Raw genomic sequence first — 18866 nt, forward strand, 5'->3', positions numbered from 1 at the left:
CAGCATTCCCGGGCGACGTTAGGTGAGTCGTCAATTTCAGTCTAGACAATTGTGTCCAATACTTTCCGACACAACGTTTCCTCCAGACAGCAGACACTCAGATCAGATGGTTTCAACAGTCAGACCTGATCGTCCTGACACATGGCACGCGTCACCAGTCCGCTTTTCCGGGCCAACCGGTCCGCCTTGGCCAAATGCCGGGCTGACAGATCCGCGTCGCCAGACCGCGCGTACAATCGCGCCAGGGTCGCGTGAATGCGCGGCAAGAAATACACATCCCCCGTCGCGTCGGCCCGGGCAATCGCGATCTCGGCCGCGGCGACTCCAGCGGCAATCGCCCCGGCCGCCAGCAGGATCTCGGCCCTGACCCCGTACCAGTTCGCCAGTTGAACCCCAGCGTCCGTGGCCTCGAACACCGCAATGCCCTCATCCGCCGCCGCAATTCCTGCCTCAACCTGCCCCCTCTGGCCCAACGCCCAGCCCTGCATCACCAACCCGGTGCCCAACCAGAACGGGAAATCATGTTTGCGGCTGATTTCAACGGCCTTTTCGCCATACTCCAGACAGCCGGACACGTCCCGCTCGAAAAAGAAATACTCTGCACACAGCGCGTAATGGATCGCAGCCGCATAGGCGTTTTCATTTGCCAGGGCCAAGGTTTCGGACAGTTTCCAAAAGCCCCGCGCCTTGTCAGATCGTCCCAGCATCGCCGCAACCCAAGCCGCATAAGATGCACAGGCCACAGCCGAGTTCTGCGCCGGATAGGTCGAGGGGGCCGCGTTCCCTATCGCTGCCAGCCCGGCCTCCAGATATTGCAGAGATTCCTCAAGACGCCCCTTGTGCATCAGGACCTCGCCCATGCTCGAATTGGCCTGCAAGGTCAGCGCCGCGTCATCAACCTGCGCGGCCATCACCAACAGCTCCCGCGCATGATCCAGCGCATCATCCAGCTGCCCCGCAACCCAGGTGTGAATCCACAACCCCACCAAGGCCCGAACCTGCGATTTGAACGACCCGCCCGTCTGGCTCAGCTTCCTAGCCCGCCGGTACGTCGCCCCAACCTCTGCGGCCCCAAACCCGCTTAACACCGTCAACGCCGGGGCAAGCGCCAGTTGCAGCTTCAACTCGCGCGCCTCGGTCCAGATCGCATCGCCCTCCAAAAGCGCCAGCCCGTCGCGGGCAAATGCCACCGCTTCTTCCATGGCCGACCGGTGCAGCGCGGCATTGCTGGCATGGGTCCACAGGGTCACCGCCGTCTCGGTCTCTCCGGCCTCCTGAAAATGCCAGGCCAGCGTTTCGGGGCGTGGTGCGGAGGCGGTCTCCAGATACTGCGCGATCTTCAGATGCATCTGCCGCCGGTCCGCTGGCGCGATCATACGATACGCCGTGTCATGGATCAGCATATGCCGATAGGTGATGCCGCCCCCGTCAACCAGCACGAACCCCATTTGCACCAGACGGTCCAGATCTGCGTTCAGCGCATCGACGTCCAACCCCAGCAGATCCGCCAGCATGTTTGCTGACACCCCCGGCCCAGCCACCGCAATCACGAACAGGATCTGGCGCGACCGGTCATCCAACGCCCCGACCCGCACGGCAATGACCGCCTGCACCGTATCCGGCAGCTCTGTCCCCGGATCGGCACCCCCCTGCGCCGCCAAAGCCAGCTCTTCCAGAAAAAACGGATTGCCCGAGGCCCGACCAACCAGAGTGTCCGCCACCTGATCACTCAGATCCGACATCTCGCGCAGCAACGACAGGCTGTCGCCATGTCCCAGCGGCGACAGCGGCAAAACGGTCTCGGACAACGCCCGCCCTTCAACCGGGCGCGTTGTCAGCAGCAAGAACACCGGATGCCGGTCAATCTGGCGGATCAGGGCATCCAGATAGGCATGCGACGTGCTGTCGATCCAGTGAACGTCTTCAAACACGATCACCAGCGGTCCATCAGAACACGCCGCGAACACCAACCGGTCGATCACCTCGAACCGGCGGTGCTGGCGCTCATGGTCCGACAGATGGTCCAGCGCCGTTCCCGACTGCACCGCATCATCAAACAATTCGCTCAACAAGGCGGTGTCGATATCGTCCTTCGCGATCTGCAAGGCCCGCTCCGGATCAAGCGACAGACACAGGTCACGCACCGGGGCCAGCGTGGTGTTCGTGGTTCTGGGCAGGCATTGCAGCTTTCTCAGGCCAACACCGCGTTGCGCGGTCACCGCCAGAAACTCGGCCGTCAGACGCGATTTGCCGATCCCCGCAGGGCCCGACAACACAACCGCCTGCCCCTCGCCCCCTGTCAGCCGGTCCAGCCCACTGGTCAGAAACGCCATCTCGGCCTCGCGCCCGACAAATCGGGTTTGCCGTTTCAGCGGTCGCGCAGGTATCCCGGCGCGGCTTTGCGGAGCCGTCACAACCCGGTGCCCAAGCGGCGCGGGTACGGTGTCAACCTCATCCCCCAACTGCGCGCGCACCTCATCCGTGATCACAATGCTGCCGGGCGGGGCCTGACGCGACAGATCCGACGCCGCATGCTCGATCCCGCTTGGCAACACCCAGTCGGTCTCGGCCTCAGGATGCAGCACCGGGATCAACCCGGCGGCAATCCCGATCGAAACCGACGTTCCAGCCGCACGCAAATCATCCGCCTCGGGCGCAATCAGGATATCATCGCCACAACTCACTGCGCGCCGGGCGACATCCTCGAACAACAGATCGCGCCCGAACACCGCCGAGAACCCATCGATCATCATATGCATCAGCTGCCCGTGATCGGCCTCGATCCGGTCCCGCGCCATGGCCAGAAACGCATCCTTCGCCCCTGTCTGACCCTGATCCCCCTCAAACCGCACGAACAGCTTGGCAACCAGCCGCTGCTCTTGCAGAGGTTTCGCCTCAGCGTCCGATGGCCCCGGATCCTCCGCGCCGTCATGTTCAATCACCCCGACAAAGCGAAACCCAAGCCCGTGATGGGTTTTCACCAGAACATCCCCCTCCGCCCCATCGCGCAGCGCCTTGCGCACAAGGCTCATGGTGGTCTGCAACGCCGCTTCCGACACGTTGGGCGGCCAGAACGCGTCCAGCAATTCGGCCTTGGTCACCAACCGATCACGGCGTTCCACCAGAAAGATCAGAACATCAAAGGCCTTGGGTGAGACCGCAACAACCCTGCCCCGGTTGCGCAATTCGCGCATCTCCGGGTCCAGCTCAAATGCGTCGAACGAATAAACCATAGCCTGTCAACAATCCCGGCGCGTGCAAAACGCCCCACAAACCGGGTCGCCATCAGGGGATCACGCCGGGGCCGAGCATGGCAACTAAGCCTTTCGTTGACAAGCCAGCGCGCGCGGTGCGCCTGCATCACAATTTCGCGCGATTCAGATATCGGCCCGCAAAAGCGGGATACGGCAAGGCGGGACTGACTGGGAGAAGTGGCGCGGTTGACGGGGCTCGAACCCGCGACCCCCGGCGTGACAGGCCGGTACTCTAACCAGCTGAGCTACAACCGCGCGTGATGGGTTGATTAGGCAATGATCGCCCCCCCGTCAAGCGGGATCTCAGGGGTTGCTAAGGGAAAATTTGCAGGTCAACCTGCAGGTGTAAAACATGAGGGTCCCCGATGAGCGCCGAAGACGATTATGCAGAAGCCCAACGGCGCATTGCAGCGGCGAAAGACAGCGGCGCGACGGAACTGGACCTCAACGGGTTGGACGATCTGGAGCAGTTCCCGCCCGAGATTGCAGATCTGACGGGTTTGCAGATTTTACTGGCGTGGGGCACAAAAATCTCTGACCTCTCGCCCCTGCAAGGCCTCACCGCATTGCAGGGCCTTGACCTCAACAACACGCAGGTCTCGGACATCAGCCCCCTGCAAGGCCTCACTGCATTGCAGGTCCTTTCCCTCAGCAACACGCAGGTCTCGGACATCAGCCCCCTGCAAGGCCTCACCGCATTGCAGAGCCTTAACCTCAGCTTCACGCAGATCTCGGACATCAGCCCCCTGCAAGGCCTCACCGCAGTGCAGAGCCTTGGCCTCATCAACACGCAGATCTCGGACATCAGCCCCCTGCGAGGCCTCACCGCAGTGCAGACCCTTGGCCTCAACAGCACGCAGGTCTCGGACATCAGCCCCCTGCAAGGCCTCACTGCATTGCAGATCCTTTCCCTCAGCAGCACGCAGGTCTCGGACATCAGCCCCCTGCAAGGCCTCACCGCATTGCAGACCCTTGACTTCACCAGCACGCAGGTCTCGGACATCAGCCCCCTGCAAGGCCTAACCGCATTGCAGGACCTTTACCTCAGCAGAACGCAGATCGTCGATCTTCGTCCGCTTCGAGATCTGTCATTCGACATCCAGACCAAGCTCGGAGTTTCCGGCTTGCAGATCAAACGCTCAGTTTCTGGCTTGTCGTTCCAAGACACACCCGCCACCCGCGCAGACCCCGAACTGGCCCGTTTGTCGGAAATCAAAGAAGATAACAACCGCACACAACAAACCCTCGCCTATCTGCGCAGCCTCCCCGCCCCGCCTGCGCCATTGCCTTGGCAGGTACCCGATGTGGCGTTGGAAGATCGCTTGCCCGATCCACCTGCACCCGACGCGGTGCCGCGTATTCGCTGGACCGGGGATCAGATCGATGTCGACCACACCTTATTGTCCGAACAGGATATCACCGACCCGATCAAGCGGCGCATGTTCGACCGATTGCAAAAAACGCTTGAAGACCTCAAGCGCATCGGCAATCGCCACCCCGAGGTGGCTGGCCCCGCGCGCAGGCTGGGCGATGCCTGTGCAAACGGGTTTGAATCCGCAGACCTGCTTGATATTCATATCGAGGTCGCGACACTCACCGACATCGTGGCGTCCAACGATGCCCGCTCAGACGCTGAGCGGATCGACGAAGAAGACCTCGACATCATCCGCAAAACCACCCGGCTTGGCCCGCCTTTGACGCTTGGCAACCCGGATGTCGACCTGTTCGAACAACGCAACGCGGACTATGCCAATTTGCGGCGCCCCGAAACGGTGCCACATGCAGAACGTCTGGTGGCCGAAGCCTTGGACAAAGACGCGCCGATGACACCCCGTGCGCACGAACTCATTCAACGCGCAGCCAATGCCGATGACGAAAGTCGGCTCGCGAGCTACCGCAGCTCGCTGGTCAAAAACAACCTTCTGCGCGGGGTCGGTTTCGTCGCTGCTACTATGACAGCGGGATATCTTGGGCAGTTCGGCGTCGAAGGCGCAACTTGGTCGCTGGAGTTTTTTGTCGCGCACAAGGACGCAATCATAACCGTGGCGGCGAGCTGGGGAGATCAGGGGTATGTCTGGGCCGCCGACATGATTCAACGCTCGCAAGAGATCCTGAGGATCATCAAAAACCAACCGCCAAAAACATAGCGCCGCTTCCCAATCAAATTTCCGACCCGGCGGCACGCCGGGCAGCCCCCGACCGCCCCCGTCGAACCAATGGTTCGCCTGCGGCAAAACGGCGGGGGCTTCACCCCCACCCGCGGTCGGGGTCCGCCCTTCTCGAATTGAGGGAACCGTGCGCCGCAAATTGACAGGGCCACCGGGCGGGAACCCGGGGCGGAGAAACGATGTACAAAACGGATAAACCGCTTCAAACACCATGTACAAAACGGAAGAAAGTGGCGCGGTTGACGGGGCTCGAACCCGCGACCCCCGGCGTGACAGGCCGGTACTCTAACCAGCTGAGCTACAACCGCGCATCAACGCTCAGACCCTGAGCGTTGCGATGTGTTAGGCCCGCACCCGCGCAACGTCAAGCGGACTTTTCCCGGACCGGTCTGAAAAGTTCAGGCACCCCTCAATTCGCTACCCGATCCCGGACATCTGCAGGACTGGGCGACCCGAACCCAGGTAAACCCTGCAGGTCCGGGTCAATACTCGGCCCTTGACGCAACATCAGCAACGCCAGATAACACACGACAAAGCCTTATGTTTTCCGATCCGCGCCGGACCTCAGCCCCCGAGCAGACCTGGCAATGTCAGCGAGATCGCCGGGATAAACGTGATCATCATCAGCGCCACCAGGATCGCCAGATAGAACGGCCAGATTGTACGCATGGCTTTCTCCATCGGCAGTTGCCCGACGGCACATCCCACGAACAGACAAGACCCAACAGGCGGCGTACACAGACCCAAGCCCAGATTGACCAGCAGGATCATCCCGAACTGCAGCGGATCAATGCCTAAGCTATTGGCAACAGGCAAGAAAATCGGCGTGCAGATCAGGATCAGCGCGGCCATATCCATGATCATCCCCAACAGCAACAAGACCGCGTTGATCATCAGCAGGATCAGAATGGGGTTGTCCGTCAAACCCGTCAGCAGATCGACAGTCTTGCTGGGAACGCGATAGAACGTCAGCATATAGGCAAACGCGCCCGCACAAGCGATGAGGATCATCACCATCGATGTGGTGCGAACCGATTGTACAACGGCCGTCCGAAAATTCGTCCAAGTGATTGACCGATATACCAAAAGCGTCACGACAAAAGCGTAAAGCGCTCCAAATGCGCCGGATTCAGTGACGGTAAAGACGCCTGACAGAACGCCGCCAACAATGATGATGGCCGTCATGAGGCCCGGAATGGCTCCGGCAAAACTGATCGCAAGTGCGGTCCAGCCGGGAAAGGTCTCAGCCTTATACCCGCGTTTCACCGCGACAATATAGGCCGCCAGCGCAAGACAGGAGCACATCAGAATACCGGGCACGACACCTGCAAGGAAAAGCTTGGAAATCGACACAGCCCCGCCCGTCGCGAGCGCGAAAATGATCATGTTGTGACTAGGCGGAATGATGATCCCCGCAATGGACGATGTCACCGTCACGTTCACCGCATAATCGGCGTCATAACCCTTTTCTTTCATGACCGGGACAAGGATCGATCCCAAAGCCGAAATATCAGCAATGGCCGAGCCCGAAATGCCACCGAACAGCATAGAGGAGAATACGTTGACGATCCCCAGTCCGCCCCGCACGGCGCCAACGGCAGATTGCGCGAAGCGCACCAACCGCATTGCGATTCCACCTTGGAACATCAATTCGCCAGCGAAGATAAAGAACGGGATTGCCATCAGCGAAAATACGTTGATTCCCGAGACAATACGTTGAAACCCTATCAAAAGCGGCAGGCCTTCGTACCAAAAGGCAGCAAGCGAGGCGATCCCAAGCGCAAAGGCAACCGGTGTTCCGATCACCACACAAAGGGCGAAAACCCCCAGAAGAAGTGCAAGTCCCATCGTTACCCCTTATTCAATACTGTCTTGACGTTTGTCCCATCCAAGGAACAAACGAATGAGGTGGCCGGCAGAAAACAGAAAGATCAGTGCCCCGGATATCGTCATTGGCAGCGACCGCAGCCCTTCTGACCATTGGATCAACGGGATCAAAGTCTTCCATTTGAATATTGTCAGTTCAGCTCCGTACCAGAACATCATGCTGCCAAAGACGATCATAAGAACATCGGTCAGCACGACAAATCCGATCCGGACACGGTCCGGGACGATGTTACGAAACAATACCACGGATAGATGCGTGTTTTGGTGAATGCCGGCCGCGGCCCCAAAGAACGCAATGACCATTACGAGCAACAGAGAAACTTGTTCGACCCATGTGGGGGTGTCGTTCAAGACGTACCGGCCAAATACCAGCCACGCGAAGATGACCGTCATGACAACCAAGGCCACACCGGCCACCAGGAAGCAGATCCGCGAAATCAGATCAAGCACGGCGTCCATGCGGCGAATGAATGCTGGCGCTTCAGGCGTATCGCTCATAAGGGTTCCTCCAATGATAACAACGCCCGACATCCTTGTGCGGAGCCGGGCGCTCTTATTGTTTAGTTCAGGCTAGAAATCACTCGGTCGACTGAGCCAGTTCAACCAAGGCACGCATGTCCGGGTTGGCGGCAAGGTAATCGTCGTAGACCGACGCCATGGCGTTCTGGAACGGCGCCTTGTCAGCGATTTCGTTCACGGCGACGCCTGCAGCTTCAACATCTTTACGAGCTTGTTCAGACTGAACGGCCCACAGTTCACGCTGGTACAGAGCGGCCTCTTCGGCAGCGGCCCGTACTTCGGCCTGCAGTTCGGGCGACAACGCTTCGAACTTAGACGTGTTTACACAGATGCATTCCGGGATGATCAGGTGCTCGCTAAGTGAATAGTTGGTGGTCACTTCGTAATGGCCAACATTCTTGAACGACGGGAAATTGTTTTCCGCACCGTCAACAACACCGGTCTTCAGAGCCTGCTGAACTTCAGAGAAGGCCATCGGCGAAGGGTTTCCGCCCATGGCCGAGATCATCGCTGTGTACAGATCGTTGTTCATGACGCGGATCTTCAGACCTTCGACGTCCGCCGGGGTGTTGATCGGCTTCTGGCTATAGAAAGACCGTGCGCCTGCATCGACCCATGCCAGTGGCATAACGCCTGCATCAGCCATACCCTTTGCCATGATCGCGCCGGCTTCACCATCGAGCACCCGGAACATGTGGGGCACGCTTTTGAAGATGAATGGCAGCGAAACCAAATTGGCTTCTTTCACCATCGGACCAATTGGGCCCAGGTTGAAGTTGCCGACTTCAATGGCACCCAGGCGAACCTGCTCTAGCGCATCAGGCTGCGAGCCCAGAACGCCACCGTGGAACACTTCCACAGTGATTTCGCCATCGGTCTTGCTATCGACCAGCTCTGCAAAGCGATCCATCGCTGCAGTATTTGGGTGACCGTCATGGTGGATGTTCCACGCACGCCAGTTATCCGCTGTGGCCGCGCCTGCCAGCAGTGCCAGCGCCGCTGCTGCGCCAAGCAGCTTTCCTGTGAGTTTCATGTTCATGTTATCCTCCCTTGGTTGATGAACTATGGCCCCCCCCGAAGCGTCGGGGGAAACCACTTATGAAAACAGTACGCCCCCGTTGATGTCGACATTCGTACCGGTCATGAACGCCGCCTCGTCCGAGGCGAGATAGGCAACGAGGTTTGCGACATCTTCGGACGACCCTTCGCGCTTCAGCGGTGTTGCATTGGCAACGTTGCTGCGCACTTCGGGCTTGGTGAAGATGTTGTGAAAATCGGTGTCGATCATACCGGGGCAGATCGAATTCACGCGGATTTTCGGGCCAAGTTCTTTGGCAAGGCCGCGGGTCATCGTCATGACGGCGCCTTTGGACGCGGCATAAGCCACGGCACCCGGTCCGCCGCCATCACGCCCGGCCTGGCTTGCCAGACCGACAATCGATCCGCCATCGGCCATGTGCGGCAAAGTCGCACGAACAGCCAGCAGGAAAGACGTGGCATTCAGGTCCATGACCTTGTGCCAATGTTCCAGATCCAGCTCGGGCACCGGCTTGCGGGCGACCAAACCACCGGTGACGTGCACCAGAACGTCGATCTTGCCGCTGAACGCCTTGACGGTTGCATCGACCAATGCAGCGACGTCGGCTTCGGATGTCATGTCACCCTGCATGGCCAGCGCCTGGCCGCCCGCAGCAACGATTTCCTTCACCGCAGAGTCGGCGCCATCAGCCGAACTGTGATAGTTGATGGCAACCGAGGCCCCGGCCGCCGCCAGGCGCAGGGCGCTTGCCCGACCGATGTCACGCCCGCCACCGGTCACGATCGCGACCTTGCCAGCGAGCGTTTGGGCGACTTCCGGATTACTGTTGCGTTCGTTCATGTCGTGACCTTTGCAGTTTGTTTGGATGTTTTGGTGCGGCTAATCGGTTCAGCCGTATACGTCGGTCAGCTTGCTAGCTGATCTGGGCCGTGTATCTGTTTCTATCTTCGCGAGTCGCAGACCATACCGCGTCTCTCCCTCCCCCAAGCGAACACTGTGCCGATCCCTCGCATACCCAGCAGTTACCTGCCCTCTCGGGGCTGCCTTGGATCAACTTTTCTCATTAGGCGACTAGTATCCCAGATTTGTCAAGCTATGATCAAAGACTGCATCACATTTTGCCAGTCGACAATTTGGTGGCGCATTCGTGATTGTTTATAACAATGGCCATGCACACGAGAGGTCGTTGCGCTCGGCTCAATCGCAGAGTAAATGGCCAGAAAGGAACAGGTGCTGAATGCAGGAAAAAGCTGACGTATTTGAGCGACGTACGACTGCAGATGTGGTGTTTGACCAACTGTATGACGATATCGTTTCCTTGAAAATGTTGCCGGGCGCAAAACTGTCCGAGGCCGATATCGCCCGGCGATTTGGCGTCTCGCGGCAACCGGTCCGCGATGCGTTCAACCGTCTTGGCAACCTTGATCTGCTTTTGATTCGCCCACAAAGAGCAACCGAGATTCGCGGGTTTTCGATGGAGCGCGTTCAACATGCGCGATTCGTTCGTTTGGCGGTCGAGGTGGAAGTTGTGCGCCGGGCCTGCTCGGTCTGGGACGATGCAAGGGCCGATATACTGGACCGCAACCTGACAGAGCAGCAGAATGTGATTGATGCGGGCCAACCGGAAAAGTTTCACGGGCTGGACTATCAATTCCACAAGCTTATCAGCGAGTTGGGCGGCTATCCTCTGGCGTTTGAGACGATCCAGGAATGCAAGCAGAAGATTGACCGCCTGTGCGTGCTCAGCCTTGGGCGGGCCAGCGAAGCTGCGTTGCTTCTGGAAGATCACCGCGCTTTGGCCCACGCTTTGAAAGCCGGGAACACGGACGATGCAACAGCCATCATCCGACAACACCTGGGCCGGTTGGACGACACGATTACCGAAATCCACCAGAAGCATTCAGACTATTTCGAATAGCGCCGGATCGGATCGCCACAAAAGCCGATTCAGGCGCCCCATTTCGCCAGATAGGTTTCGACGATCTCGTCCAGCCGCGCTTTGCCAAAGTGCGGGTCGTGCCCGCCATGTACGACCTTGACCGGCAAATCGCGCACGCGGCGTAAGGTGGCGGCATAGTCAGTGACGCTGGTCGCCTGATCATCACAGATCAACGGACCATCATAGATCGCATCCGCGCCAAACAGTGTGCCGCTGTCATGATCAAACAGACCAACCTGCCCCGGAGAATGCCCGGGCAAGTGCAGCACTTCAGCCTGCCAATCCCCCAGATCGATCACGTCTCCGTCTTCCACCATGCCGGTTGGCGGCGCACCACGCAGGACATAGCTGTCGACGTCATACCCTGCCCAAGGCAGCGCATCGATCAGCAGCGGCCACAGGTCTTCGTACCCCGCCTTTCTGAACAGCGTTCGAAACGCTTCGGATATTCCGTCCGTACGCAGCGAATAGGACGTTGGGTTGGCGTGTTCCTGCGCTTCGATTGGATGAACCAGCCGCTGATCAAATTCGTGGACTGCCCCGATGTGATCCACGTGTGTATGCGTCGACAAGCAAATCAACGGACGTTCTGTGTCGGGGCGCAACGCATCAACATAGGGTCGCAACGGGGCAACCCCCATGCCGCTGTCAATCAAAAGGTCGGCATCGCGCCCAAGGACAAGATGCATATTGGCCGAGAAAATCGGATGAACCCGCGGTTCGGTGATCACCCAAAGTCGGGATCCGATTTGTCTGGACCGGTACCAGTCGGTATCGACTTTCAGGTTTTGGGTCGTTTTGAGTGCTGCCTTTGTAGCAGAGTTACGTTCACTTGTGTCACTAAAACCCTGAAAATGCTTATTCTTCGTCGCCCTTGTAATACCCGATCTGATCGCCTTCGGTGGTACATCCCAATCCGTTGAGCAGTCGATTTGAATAGTTGAAATAGGCGCAGACCTGATTGACCTCAAGGATTTCGCCGTCGTCGCATCCGGCGATCTTGAGCGCTTCGAAATCGGATTTGACCATTCTTCCCACGCTTGTCGTCAGCTTGCCCGCATAGCGCAGCAGCGCGAGCTCTTTGCCCTCGAATTCGTCTTCGGGTCTGTGGGCTTTCAGCGCTGTAAATATGCGGTCGCTGCGCGGCTGATCCCGCAGCAAGTTGCGCACGTTCATGAAATGATGGGTCAGGGAATAGGTGCAGTCGTTCAGAATAGACGTATAGCTGGCCACAACTTCGAGAAACCAGAATGGCAGCTGGTTGTCTTTGGAATGCAGCGCGGCCCTGTACAATGTCACGTGGCCATTCATCGTTTCGGGGCGCAGCGAATGGACTCGCATGACGGTATCAACCGTCCCGTGCGGTGTGCGGGATTTGTCCAACAGCTCTTTCAGTCTTGGACCGGCTTCGGCATCGTTGATCATCTTGATCCAGGCGGTCATGTCAGGCGTCCCTTTCCGGCGAGGTGTTTGTTTCGCCCGCGATTGTTCTTGCAACCCGATTACGAAACCGCATTGCACCTGCATCAAGGCCAAGGTTCAGATAACCGCCTTTGCGTTTGTCCATGCCAATTTGCACCTGTTCCAGCACGTCCTTGTCCTCTTGAAAGGCCATTTTGGCGCCTGCGAACATCTGGTCTGACAAGGCGGTGTCGGTGGCATGCATGTTGCGGTGCTGGAACCAGAAATACATCGACGACGTCGCATCAATTGGCGTGATGAAGTTATACGAGATGTTGACGAACGCGTTGGGCGACTGCGGCTTGCCGGACCCGCCTTCGCCCGCAGGCGTATACACCGACATGTTGATCGCCGTGGCCGGCAGCCTGCATTCATAATGCTGTTTACGATCACAGGTCGGGCCAAACGGCAGCATGTTTTCGTAATACGGCGGCGGCGGTTCAGCCAAGATCCAGCGCGAAACGATCACGCCGCCGTCGATCTCTTCGATGTCGAGCGGGCGATTGTCTGTGCCAGCCCCGGCAAAAGACGTCAGGTGAACCCAGGCGACATGGCTGGGATCCAGCAAGTTGTCGATGATATAAAGATAGTGACAGGTCATCGACACGGCCCCCTTGGGCGTCTTGCCCCATTCGGCATTATCGAAATTGGGAATGTCTATGATCTGCGCTGGATCCGCTTTGTCCTGATCCCCCATCCAAACCCACAAAAACCCCCACCGGTCGCTTGTCGGGTAAGATCGCACAGCGGCACGGCGCGGCGGGTTATCGAGTTGAGTTGGGGCAATCACGCATTCCCCGGTACAGTCGAACGTCAGACCGTGATAGCCGCAGACCACATGATCGCCCTCGATCGACCCGCGTGACAACGGCAACTTTCGATGTGGGCATGAGTCTTCAAGAACCACCGCCCTTCCCTTGGTATCACGATAGATCACGACCTCGTCTTCCAGCATCGTAAGGGCTGTCAGGGTGCGGCCAAAATCTTCGCTGCGGCCGGCAACATACCAACAGTTGCGGATATACCCGTCGGTCCCGGCCAGATCCGGGCGCATCACGTGGCCCCTTGTGTGAAGACGTCATAGGCCTTCAATGCCTTCGCGCTGAATGCATAAGACGGGCCGCCGCCCATGTAGGTTGCCATTGCCAGGGCTTCGCACATCTCGTCCCGCGTGGCCCCCAGCCGCACCAGAGACCGGACGTGAAAGCCGATGCAACTGTCGCAGCGGGTCGAGACGGCAATACCCAGGGCGATGAACTCTTTGTTTTTTTCGCTCAGTGCGCCGTCCGCCTTTGCCGCCTGCCCCATCTGGCCAAACCCTTTGACGGTCTGCGGCACCTCTTTCGAAAAGGTCGCCAGGTCGGCCTCGGTTTCGGCCATGAAGTTTTTCCAGTCCATCTTGGTCTCCTTATAGGCGCTCGTCAGATCCCATGCGGCGTTCCAGCCAGCGCACACCGGCACTGATCACCAGCACAAGGATCAGGTATTCGACGATGAGAAGTGAATAGATTTCCAGCGGTCTGTATTCGGTCACGACAAGTTCGTTGGCCCGGCGCGTCAGTTCCTGCATGCCGATCACGGAGGCAAAGGCACTCATCTTCACGATATAGATAAACTGGTTGGCCAATGGCGGTAGAATGCGGCGGATCGCTTGCGGCAGGATCACATAGCGCATGGTTTGCGCATAGTTCAGGCCAATGGTTTGTGCAGCTTCCTTCTGCCCCTTCGCGATGGACTGAATACCCGACCGATAGATTTCGGCGGTGAAGGCGCTGTCAGACACCGCCAGCGTGATGATTGCGCCCCAGAACGGATCAATCGGGATGTTCAGGCCCATGGATTTGAAGATGATCGGCAGCCCGTAGAACACCCAGAACAGCATCGGCAGCAACGGGATCGAGCGTATGAATTCGACATACACCCGGTTCACAATGCGCCATCCGCGTTTCGACGACTGGCCGGGCAAGGCCACGATCAACCCCAGAACGATGGAAATCGCCGCCGCGATAATCGAAATCAGGATGGTGTCGCCCATGCCCGAGATCAGGAACTTGATGTTGACCCAGCCGCTCTTGGTGGTGGGGTCAATGACATACCACCCCCAGGTTCCGGACGAACACCCGCCAAGCCCTAGCAGCAGCAGACACAAAAGACCGATAGATTTCATTTTCTGTCCCTAATGCTGCAGGATTTGACCAAGGAAGGTCCGGCACCGCTCGGACTTGGGCTGACTGAAGAACATGTCGGGCGCGGCGTGTTCGACGATTTCGCCTTCATCCATGAAGACAATCTTGTCAGCCACTTTGCGCGCGAAGCCCATTTCATGGGTCACAACCACCATCGTCATCCCGTCCAGCGCCAGTTCAACCATCACGTCCAGCACTTCCGAGATCATTTCGGGATCCAGCGCCGAGGTTGGTTCGTCGAACAACATCACCTTGGGTTCCATACACAGCGAACGCGCGATGGCGACCCGCTGTTGCTGCCCCCCCGAAAGCTGCCCGGGCATCTTGTCGGCTTGATCGGGAATGCGTACGCGCGCCAGGTAGTGGCGGGCTTTTTCCACGGCATCTGCCCGGCTTTGCCCCCGCGCTTTCATCGGACCCAAAATCAGGTTCTCTAACACGCTGAGGTGCGGAAAAAGATTGAACTGCTGGAACACCATACCGATCTCGCCCTGAATAGAGGCGATGGACTTGGGGTCATTTGTCAGTTCCCGCCCGTCCAGCCGGATCGTGCCCTTCTGGTGTTCTTCCAGCCGATTGATGCAGCGCACCACAGTCGATTTTCCTGAACCTGACGGCCCGCAGATCACGACCTTTTCACCGGTATCCACGGTCAGGTTGATGTTCTTGAGAACGTGAAATGAACCGAACCACTTGTTCACATCGACGAGTTCAATAGCTGTCTTGGACATCGTCTCACCGTCATTTTCACTATGGGTGGATATTTTTCCTGTTAGTTTATTTGAAATCCAGTCCCGTTCAAGCCACTATAACTCACAAGACAAAAAACCGGACATACCCAACAGGAGCGAAACATGAACAAGTTTTTCAACGCGGCGGCTGCCGCTGTTGTCGGGATTGCACTGGCTGGCGCTGCGCAGGCGCAGTCAGCCCTGAACGAGATCCTGAGCGACGGCGTTCTGAAGGTCGGAACCACCGGAGACTGGAACCCGATGAGCGTGCGCGACCCGGCGACCAACAGTTACAAAGGGTTCGACATCGACATCATGACCGAGCTTGCCAAGGATCTGGGCGTCGAGGTCGAATTCGTCCCCACCGATTGGAAGACCCTCGTGAATGGCGTGGTTGCAGGCCAGTACCATATCACCGGCTCTGCCTCAATCTCGCCGGCGCGGATGAAAGCCGCCGGTTTCTCCGAAAGCTATATCTCGGTCGAGATCTATCCGTTCACGGCCAAGGAAAACGCCGGCAAATTTGCCGATCATGACGCGATCAATCAACCTGGCGTGAAGGTGGCCACAACACTGGGTACCACATTCGAAAAGCTGGTTCGCGACTGGTATCCCAATGCCGACATCAAAGTCGTTGAGGCCCCGGCACGCGGCTATCAGGAAGTACTGGCCGGACGGGCAGACGTGTTTATCACCTCGAACATCGAAGGATCCACGCTGGAAGAAAAGTTCGGGGTCGCCCGTGTTGAAGGGGCCGAGGCCCGGTCGCCTTCGCCCATCGCGATGCTGTTGCCGCAGACTGACCAAGTCTGGATCAACTACGTGAACAACTGGGTCAAAGTTAAGCAAGCCAAAGGGTTCTTTGACGCCAACAAGGCCAAATGGGGCCTTTGATTTTCAAGACGAGCGGCAGGTTGCAAAGCTATCTGCCGCTCACCCCCCATCGGTTTCATTGTGGCAGGCCACAGAAATGAACGTGACCGTATCCGTCAGCAGATTGACCGCTCCATGTGGCGTGCTTGAATCATAGGACAGGCTGTCACCGGGCCCCAGATCAAACGTAGTATCTCCACACCGATACACCATCTGTCCAGCGACCACATGAATGAACTCGACCCCCTGATGTTGATACATCGGTCTTTTGGGCAACGGCTGTTCCAACGTCACAAGGTGGCTTTCCAACCCGAGATGGCTGGCTTTGGCACGGCCTATCATCTTGTAAACATGTCCAAACCCGTCGCCCAGCCGCTTGACGGTGATACCTTCGCCATCGGGAACGAAAGACACATCTGTACGACCAATTGTTTGCGCAAAAAAGCTGACAAGGGGCACCCCAATTCCGGCGGCCAAGGCCTCTAACGTTGCAAGGGATGCAGACACCTGTCCCCGCTCGATCTTGGAAATCATCGCGGCAGACACACCGGCCTTTTCGGACAGTTCTGCAAGGGTCAGATCCAGCAAACTGCGGTGCATCTTGACCGCAAGCCCAACGACAACATCCAGCGGCGGTGTCCCCTGATCTGGTTTTTTGACGCGTTCCATGAAACTAACTTAGTCACTTGCACCGGGTTGTGGAAGCAAGGCGGGTTAAAGGATGGATCAACGTGTTGCTAAGCTTGATGACATGGCGCGAAGTTGAGGCGCAGCTGTCGCGCGGCGTCTGCGCGCTGTTGCCAGTTGGTTCGATCGAGCAGCACGGCCCAATGGGATTGATCGGAACCGACGCGATCTGTGCCGCCGCCATTGCGGAAGCGGCGGCTGACAAGATCGGCGCCATTGTTGCACCCACGGTGTCTTACACGCCCGCGCCTTTCAACACGGCCTTTCCGGGAACCGTTTCGATCACGTCAAAGCTGATGACTGAGCTTGTGGAACAGATCTGCCGCGGGCTTTTGGATCAGGGTTTTCTTGGCGTGTTCATCGTGAACGGACACGGGGCCAACCTTGAGCCGATCAGACAGGCAGCAACCGCATTGCCCAACCGTGCGATACGCGTGCAAAGCTGGTGGAGCCCGGCAGCTGTCAGCCAAATGCGGCACGACCTCTACGGAGATTGGGAAGGCATGCACGCAACGCCGTCCGAAGTCGCAATCACGCAGGCCTTGCACGGAGCGCGCACTGCCGGGGACGCCGCGAAACCGCCCCAGAAACTGAGCCTGGATTTCATCCGGGCGCATAGCGGCGACAAACATGGCCCCCCCGACCAGCATCGCGCCGCGTTTCCCGATGGCCGGGTCGGATCGCATTCAGCTTTGGCCACACCGGAAGACGGAGCACGATTGTTAGAGGCAGCAGCGCAATCCATCGCGGATGAGTTCACGGCCTTTGAGGCAGAACGCCGGCGCGACCAAACCTAACGGGTGTCCGCCAGCCCGATGTTACGGTCGGGGTTTTCAAACACCTCAGCCGCGCAACGATACCTGTCCAGTATACCCGGCCCTTCCTCAAGCCGATCCGCCCGAAACCGCCCGTGATCCCACAGGCGGACACCGTCGATTTCAATGGTAGGGTCAAAGACATTCCACGAAATCTCACCGGGCGCATAAGCTCCACAGGTATGAAAATGCAGCACACGCGGATTGCCAAATGCCGCACCGCCCCATTGAAGATAATCCTGCTGCAATGCCCAGGGAAACCCGCACCCAGGGTGAATACCCGCATGCCAGGAGTGCACAAAATTCCTGTCAATTTCAAAAAGCGACGAGACCCGGTCGTAGTGCGCGTTTGCCTTTGCGGTGTCATGCGGGGCTCCTTCAAACCCGCTCAATCTACCGTTTTCAAAGATCGCAAAAACCTGGCCGTCAAATTCAACCGTGTACTTGTCATAGTAACGAGACCCGGTTCCTGTCAGAAAACCTCCCAATGCGACTTTCCCTGAAAACTCCGCCGCTGGTACGGGTGAGAAGACCGACATCGGAAACCGCCTTAATGTGGTGTCCACTGCAGACGCACCCTTCAGGTCGGATTTGCCTTCAAAAGCTGTCCCTGCCGGGCAGGTCACAGTAATCTGATCTGATCTGGCAATACATCGGTCAACTGCTGTTTTCAGCGCAACAAAAGCATCATAATGCGCGCTGGCGAAGGTCGACTGCAAAAGATGGGCGTTCAGGGTGTAACTGTTGATGATTGTGGTCCCCTGCGGCATTTCCGAAAACCTAAGCTGATCGCCCAGTCGCGCCAGAAAAACAACGATGTCGGCATCAATGATCCGCTTTGAAAGCTGTTGTGACATCGCCGGGCGATGTGGGTCAAACCCAACATCCAGCCGACTGACAGTCAGCCCCATCTTCGCCGCTTCGGCGGACACCAGATCGACAACCTTTTGATCGTAATAGCCATGGCTTTCAGGCTCAAAAGCCACCAGAAGATGCTGACCGGGTTGCGCCTTGCCGCAGTTTTGCAGCATATTTCGCACCCCGTCGCTCTGTATCGAATCTGTCATCTGAACTCACGCTATCGCAGACGCAGCTTTGCTTGAAATGATCCCATTGGATACAGTTTTTCGCTCAGCTTGGGCGAGGCTCAGGCTCCAGACTTCCTCGTGGGGTCGTTCCCGTGACCTGCCCCCCGATGCTCCCTCATTCATAAGGAGAGTTTGCGGGTCTGTGCACTGCTCCCCAACCTTGGACCGCCGGAAGCTGGGTTTTTCCGGCTCTTTCACGATGACGGGCTGGTGGCGCCA

At 58.1% G+C, this 18866-nt stretch carries 17 protein-coding genes and 2 tRNA genes; 4 read left to right on the forward strand and 15 right to left on the reverse strand.

Annotated elements, in window-relative coordinates:
• Window positions 1–119: 119 nt before the first annotated feature.
• Both FOY56_RS00500 and FOY56_RS00505 read right to left on the reverse strand, forming a co-directional pair.
• Window positions 120–3233 carry an ATP-binding protein gene (locus FOY56_RS00500; RefSeq protein WP_146343827.1) on the reverse strand — a complete coding sequence of 1038 codons (3114 nt, stop codon included), beginning with the start codon at window positions 3231–3233 and terminating at the stop codon, window positions 120–122.
• 199 nt (window positions 3234–3432) lie between these two features.
• Window positions 3433–3509, reverse strand: a tRNA-Asp gene (locus tag FOY56_RS00505).
• A gap of 110 nt (window positions 3510–3619) precedes the next feature.
• Here FOY56_RS00505 and FOY56_RS00510 point away from each other — a divergent pair.
• Window positions 3620–5401 (forward strand): leucine-rich repeat domain-containing protein, encoded by a 1782-nt coding sequence (locus FOY56_RS00510; RefSeq protein ID WP_146343828.1) that lies wholly within the window; start codon window positions 3620–3622, stop codon window positions 5399–5401.
• Between the two features lie 252 nt (window positions 5402–5653).
• Here FOY56_RS00510 and FOY56_RS00515 read toward each other — a convergent pair.
• The 5 genes from FOY56_RS00515 to FOY56_RS00535 all read right to left on the reverse strand — a co-directional run bounded on the left by FOY56_RS00515 (window position 5654) and on the right by FOY56_RS00535 (window position 9707).
• Window positions 5654–5730, reverse strand: a tRNA-Asp gene (locus tag FOY56_RS00515).
• Window positions 5731–5986: 256 nt separating this feature from the next.
• Window positions 5987–7270, reverse strand: a complete 1284-nt coding sequence (locus FOY56_RS00520) for a TRAP transporter large permease (protein WP_146343829.1) — start codon at window positions 7268–7270, stop codon at window positions 5987–5989.
• Between the two features lie 9 nt (window positions 7271–7279).
• A complete protein-coding gene (locus tag FOY56_RS00525) occupies window positions 7280–7807 on the reverse strand; it encodes a TRAP transporter small permease (protein ID WP_146343830.1) in 528 nt (175 codons plus the stop codon).
• Window positions 7808–7886: 79 nt separating this feature from the next.
• Entirely contained in the window at window positions 7887–8867 is a 981-nt protein-coding gene (locus FOY56_RS00530) for a TRAP transporter substrate-binding protein (RefSeq protein ID WP_186766211.1), read from the reverse strand.
• Window positions 8868–8924: 57 nt separating this feature from the next.
• Window positions 8925–9707: an SDR family NAD(P)-dependent oxidoreductase gene (locus FOY56_RS00535; protein WP_146343831.1), complete on the reverse strand. Its 783-nt coding sequence runs from the start codon at window positions 9705–9707 to the stop codon at window positions 8925–8927.
• Between the two features lie 397 nt (window positions 9708–10104).
• Here FOY56_RS00535 and FOY56_RS00540 point away from each other — a divergent pair, with 397 nt between their 5' ends.
• A complete protein-coding gene (locus FOY56_RS00540) occupies window positions 10105–10785 on the forward strand; it encodes a GntR family transcriptional regulator (protein ID WP_146343832.1) in 681 nt (226 codons plus the stop codon).
• Between the two features lie 29 nt (window positions 10786–10814).
• Here FOY56_RS00540 and FOY56_RS00545 read toward each other — a convergent pair whose 3' ends face one another.
• The 6 genes from FOY56_RS00545 to FOY56_RS00570 all read right to left on the reverse strand — a co-directional run bounded on the left by FOY56_RS00545 (window position 10815) and on the right by FOY56_RS00570 (window position 15184).
• Window positions 10815–11537, reverse strand: a complete 723-nt coding sequence (locus FOY56_RS00545) for an MBL fold metallo-hydrolase (protein WP_146343833.1) — start codon at window positions 11535–11537, stop codon at window positions 10815–10817.
• 127 nt (window positions 11538–11664) lie between these two features.
• Window positions 11665–12249 (reverse strand): carboxymuconolactone decarboxylase family protein, encoded by a 585-nt coding sequence (locus FOY56_RS00550; protein ID WP_146343834.1) that lies wholly within the window; start codon window positions 12247–12249, stop codon window positions 11665–11667.
• A gap of 1 nt (window position 12250) precedes the next feature.
• On the reverse strand, window positions 12251–13321 hold the full coding sequence (locus tag FOY56_RS00555) for an aromatic ring-hydroxylating dioxygenase subunit alpha (RefSeq protein ID WP_146343835.1): 1071 nt from the start codon (window positions 13319–13321) through the stop codon (window positions 12251–12253).
• Entirely contained in the window at window positions 13321–13665 is a 345-nt protein-coding gene (locus tag FOY56_RS00560; RefSeq protein ID WP_146343836.1) for a carboxymuconolactone decarboxylase family protein, read from the reverse strand. Before FOY56_RS00560 ends, FOY56_RS00555 begins: the two co-directional genes overlap by 1 nt.
• A gap of 10 nt (window positions 13666–13675) precedes the next feature.
• Window positions 13676–14434 (reverse strand): amino acid ABC transporter permease, encoded by a 759-nt coding sequence (locus FOY56_RS00565; RefSeq protein ID WP_146343837.1) that lies wholly within the window; start codon window positions 14432–14434, stop codon window positions 13676–13678.
• A 9-nt stretch (window positions 14435–14443) separates the two neighbouring features.
• Entirely contained in the window at window positions 14444–15184 is a 741-nt protein-coding gene (locus FOY56_RS00570) for an amino acid ABC transporter ATP-binding protein (protein ID WP_146343838.1), read from the reverse strand.
• Window positions 15185–15307: 123 nt separating this feature from the next.
• On the opposite strand from FOY56_RS00570, the gene FOY56_RS00575 reads away from it, so the two are divergent.
• A complete protein-coding gene (locus FOY56_RS00575) occupies window positions 15308–16078 on the forward strand; it encodes a transporter substrate-binding domain-containing protein (protein WP_146343839.1) in 771 nt (256 codons plus the stop codon).
• 39 nt (window positions 16079–16117) lie between these two features.
• Here FOY56_RS00575 and FOY56_RS00580 read toward each other — a convergent pair whose 3' ends face one another.
• Window positions 16118–16726: a helix-turn-helix domain-containing protein gene (locus FOY56_RS00580; protein ID WP_146343840.1), complete on the reverse strand. Its 609-nt coding sequence runs from the start codon at window positions 16724–16726 to the stop codon at window positions 16118–16120.
• A 62-nt stretch (window positions 16727–16788) separates the two neighbouring features.
• On the opposite strand from FOY56_RS00580, the gene FOY56_RS00585 reads away from it, so the two are divergent.
• Window positions 16789–17541, forward strand: a complete 753-nt coding sequence (locus FOY56_RS00585; protein WP_146343841.1) for a creatininase family protein — start codon at window positions 16789–16791, stop codon at window positions 17539–17541.
• Here FOY56_RS00585 and FOY56_RS00590 read toward each other — a convergent pair.
• A complete protein-coding gene (locus tag FOY56_RS00590) occupies window positions 17538–18626 on the reverse strand; it encodes a hypothetical protein (protein ID WP_146343842.1) in 1089 nt (362 codons plus the stop codon). The two genes, FOY56_RS00585 and FOY56_RS00590, sit on opposite strands and share 4 nt — an antisense overlap.
• Window positions 18627–18866 lie beyond the last annotated feature (240 nt).

It is taken from the genome of Falsiphaeobacter marinintestinus, from assembly GCF_007923355.1.
GTDB classification, from domain to species: Bacteria; Pseudomonadota; Alphaproteobacteria; order Rhodobacterales; family Rhodobacteraceae; genus Phaeobacter_A; species Phaeobacter_A marinintestinus.

Bases quoted from the DNA above. Each gene is read 5' to 3' on its own strand.
- FOY56_RS00500 (WP_146343827.1), bottom strand. From the start codon at position 3,233: ATGGTTTATTCGTTCGACGCATTTGAGCTGGACCCGGAGATGCGCGAA.
- FOY56_RS00510 (WP_146343828.1), top strand. From the start codon at position 3,620: ATGAGCGCCGAAGACGATTATGCAGAAGCCCAACGGCGCATTGCAGCG.
- FOY56_RS00520 (WP_146343829.1), bottom strand. From the start codon at position 7,270: ATGGGACTTGCACTTCTTCTGGGGGTTTTCGCCCTTTGTGTGGTGATC.
- FOY56_RS00525 (WP_146343830.1), bottom strand. From the start codon at position 7,807: ATGAGCGATACGCCTGAAGCGCCAGCATTCATTCGCCGCATGGACGCC.
- FOY56_RS00530 (WP_186766211.1), bottom strand. From the start codon at position 8,867: ATGAACATGAAACTCACAGGAAAGCTGCTTGGCGCAGCAGCGGCGCTG.
- FOY56_RS00535 (WP_146343831.1), bottom strand. From the start codon at position 9,707: ATGAACGAACGCAACAGTAATCCGGAAGTCGCCCAAACGCTCGCTGGC.
- FOY56_RS00540 (WP_146343832.1), top strand. From the start codon at position 10,105: ATGCAGGAAAAAGCTGACGTATTTGAGCGACGTACGACTGCAGATGTG.
- FOY56_RS00550 (WP_146343834.1), bottom strand. From the start codon at position 12,249: ATGACCGCCTGGATCAAGATGATCAACGATGCCGAAGCCGGTCCAAGA.
- FOY56_RS00555 (WP_146343835.1), bottom strand. From the start codon at position 13,321: ATGCGCCCGGATCTGGCCGGGACCGACGGGTATATCCGCAACTGTTGG.
- FOY56_RS00560 (WP_146343836.1), bottom strand. From the start codon at position 13,665: ATGGACTGGAAAAACTTCATGGCCGAAACCGAGGCCGACCTGGCGACC.
- FOY56_RS00565 (WP_146343837.1), bottom strand. From the start codon at position 14,434: ATGAAATCTATCGGTCTTTTGTGTCTGCTGCTGCTAGGGCTTGGCGGG.
- FOY56_RS00570 (WP_146343838.1), bottom strand. From the start codon at position 15,184: ATGTCCAAGACAGCTATTGAACTCGTCGATGTGAACAAGTGGTTCGGT.
- FOY56_RS00575 (WP_146343839.1), top strand. From the start codon at position 15,308: ATGAACAAGTTTTTCAACGCGGCGGCTGCCGCTGTTGTCGGGATTGCA.
- FOY56_RS00580 (WP_146343840.1), bottom strand. From the start codon at position 16,726: ATGGAACGCGTCAAAAAACCAGATCAGGGGACACCGCCGCTGGATGTT.
- FOY56_RS00590 (WP_146343842.1), bottom strand. From the start codon at position 18,626: ATGACAGATTCGATACAGAGCGACGGGGTGCGAAATATGCTGCAAAAC.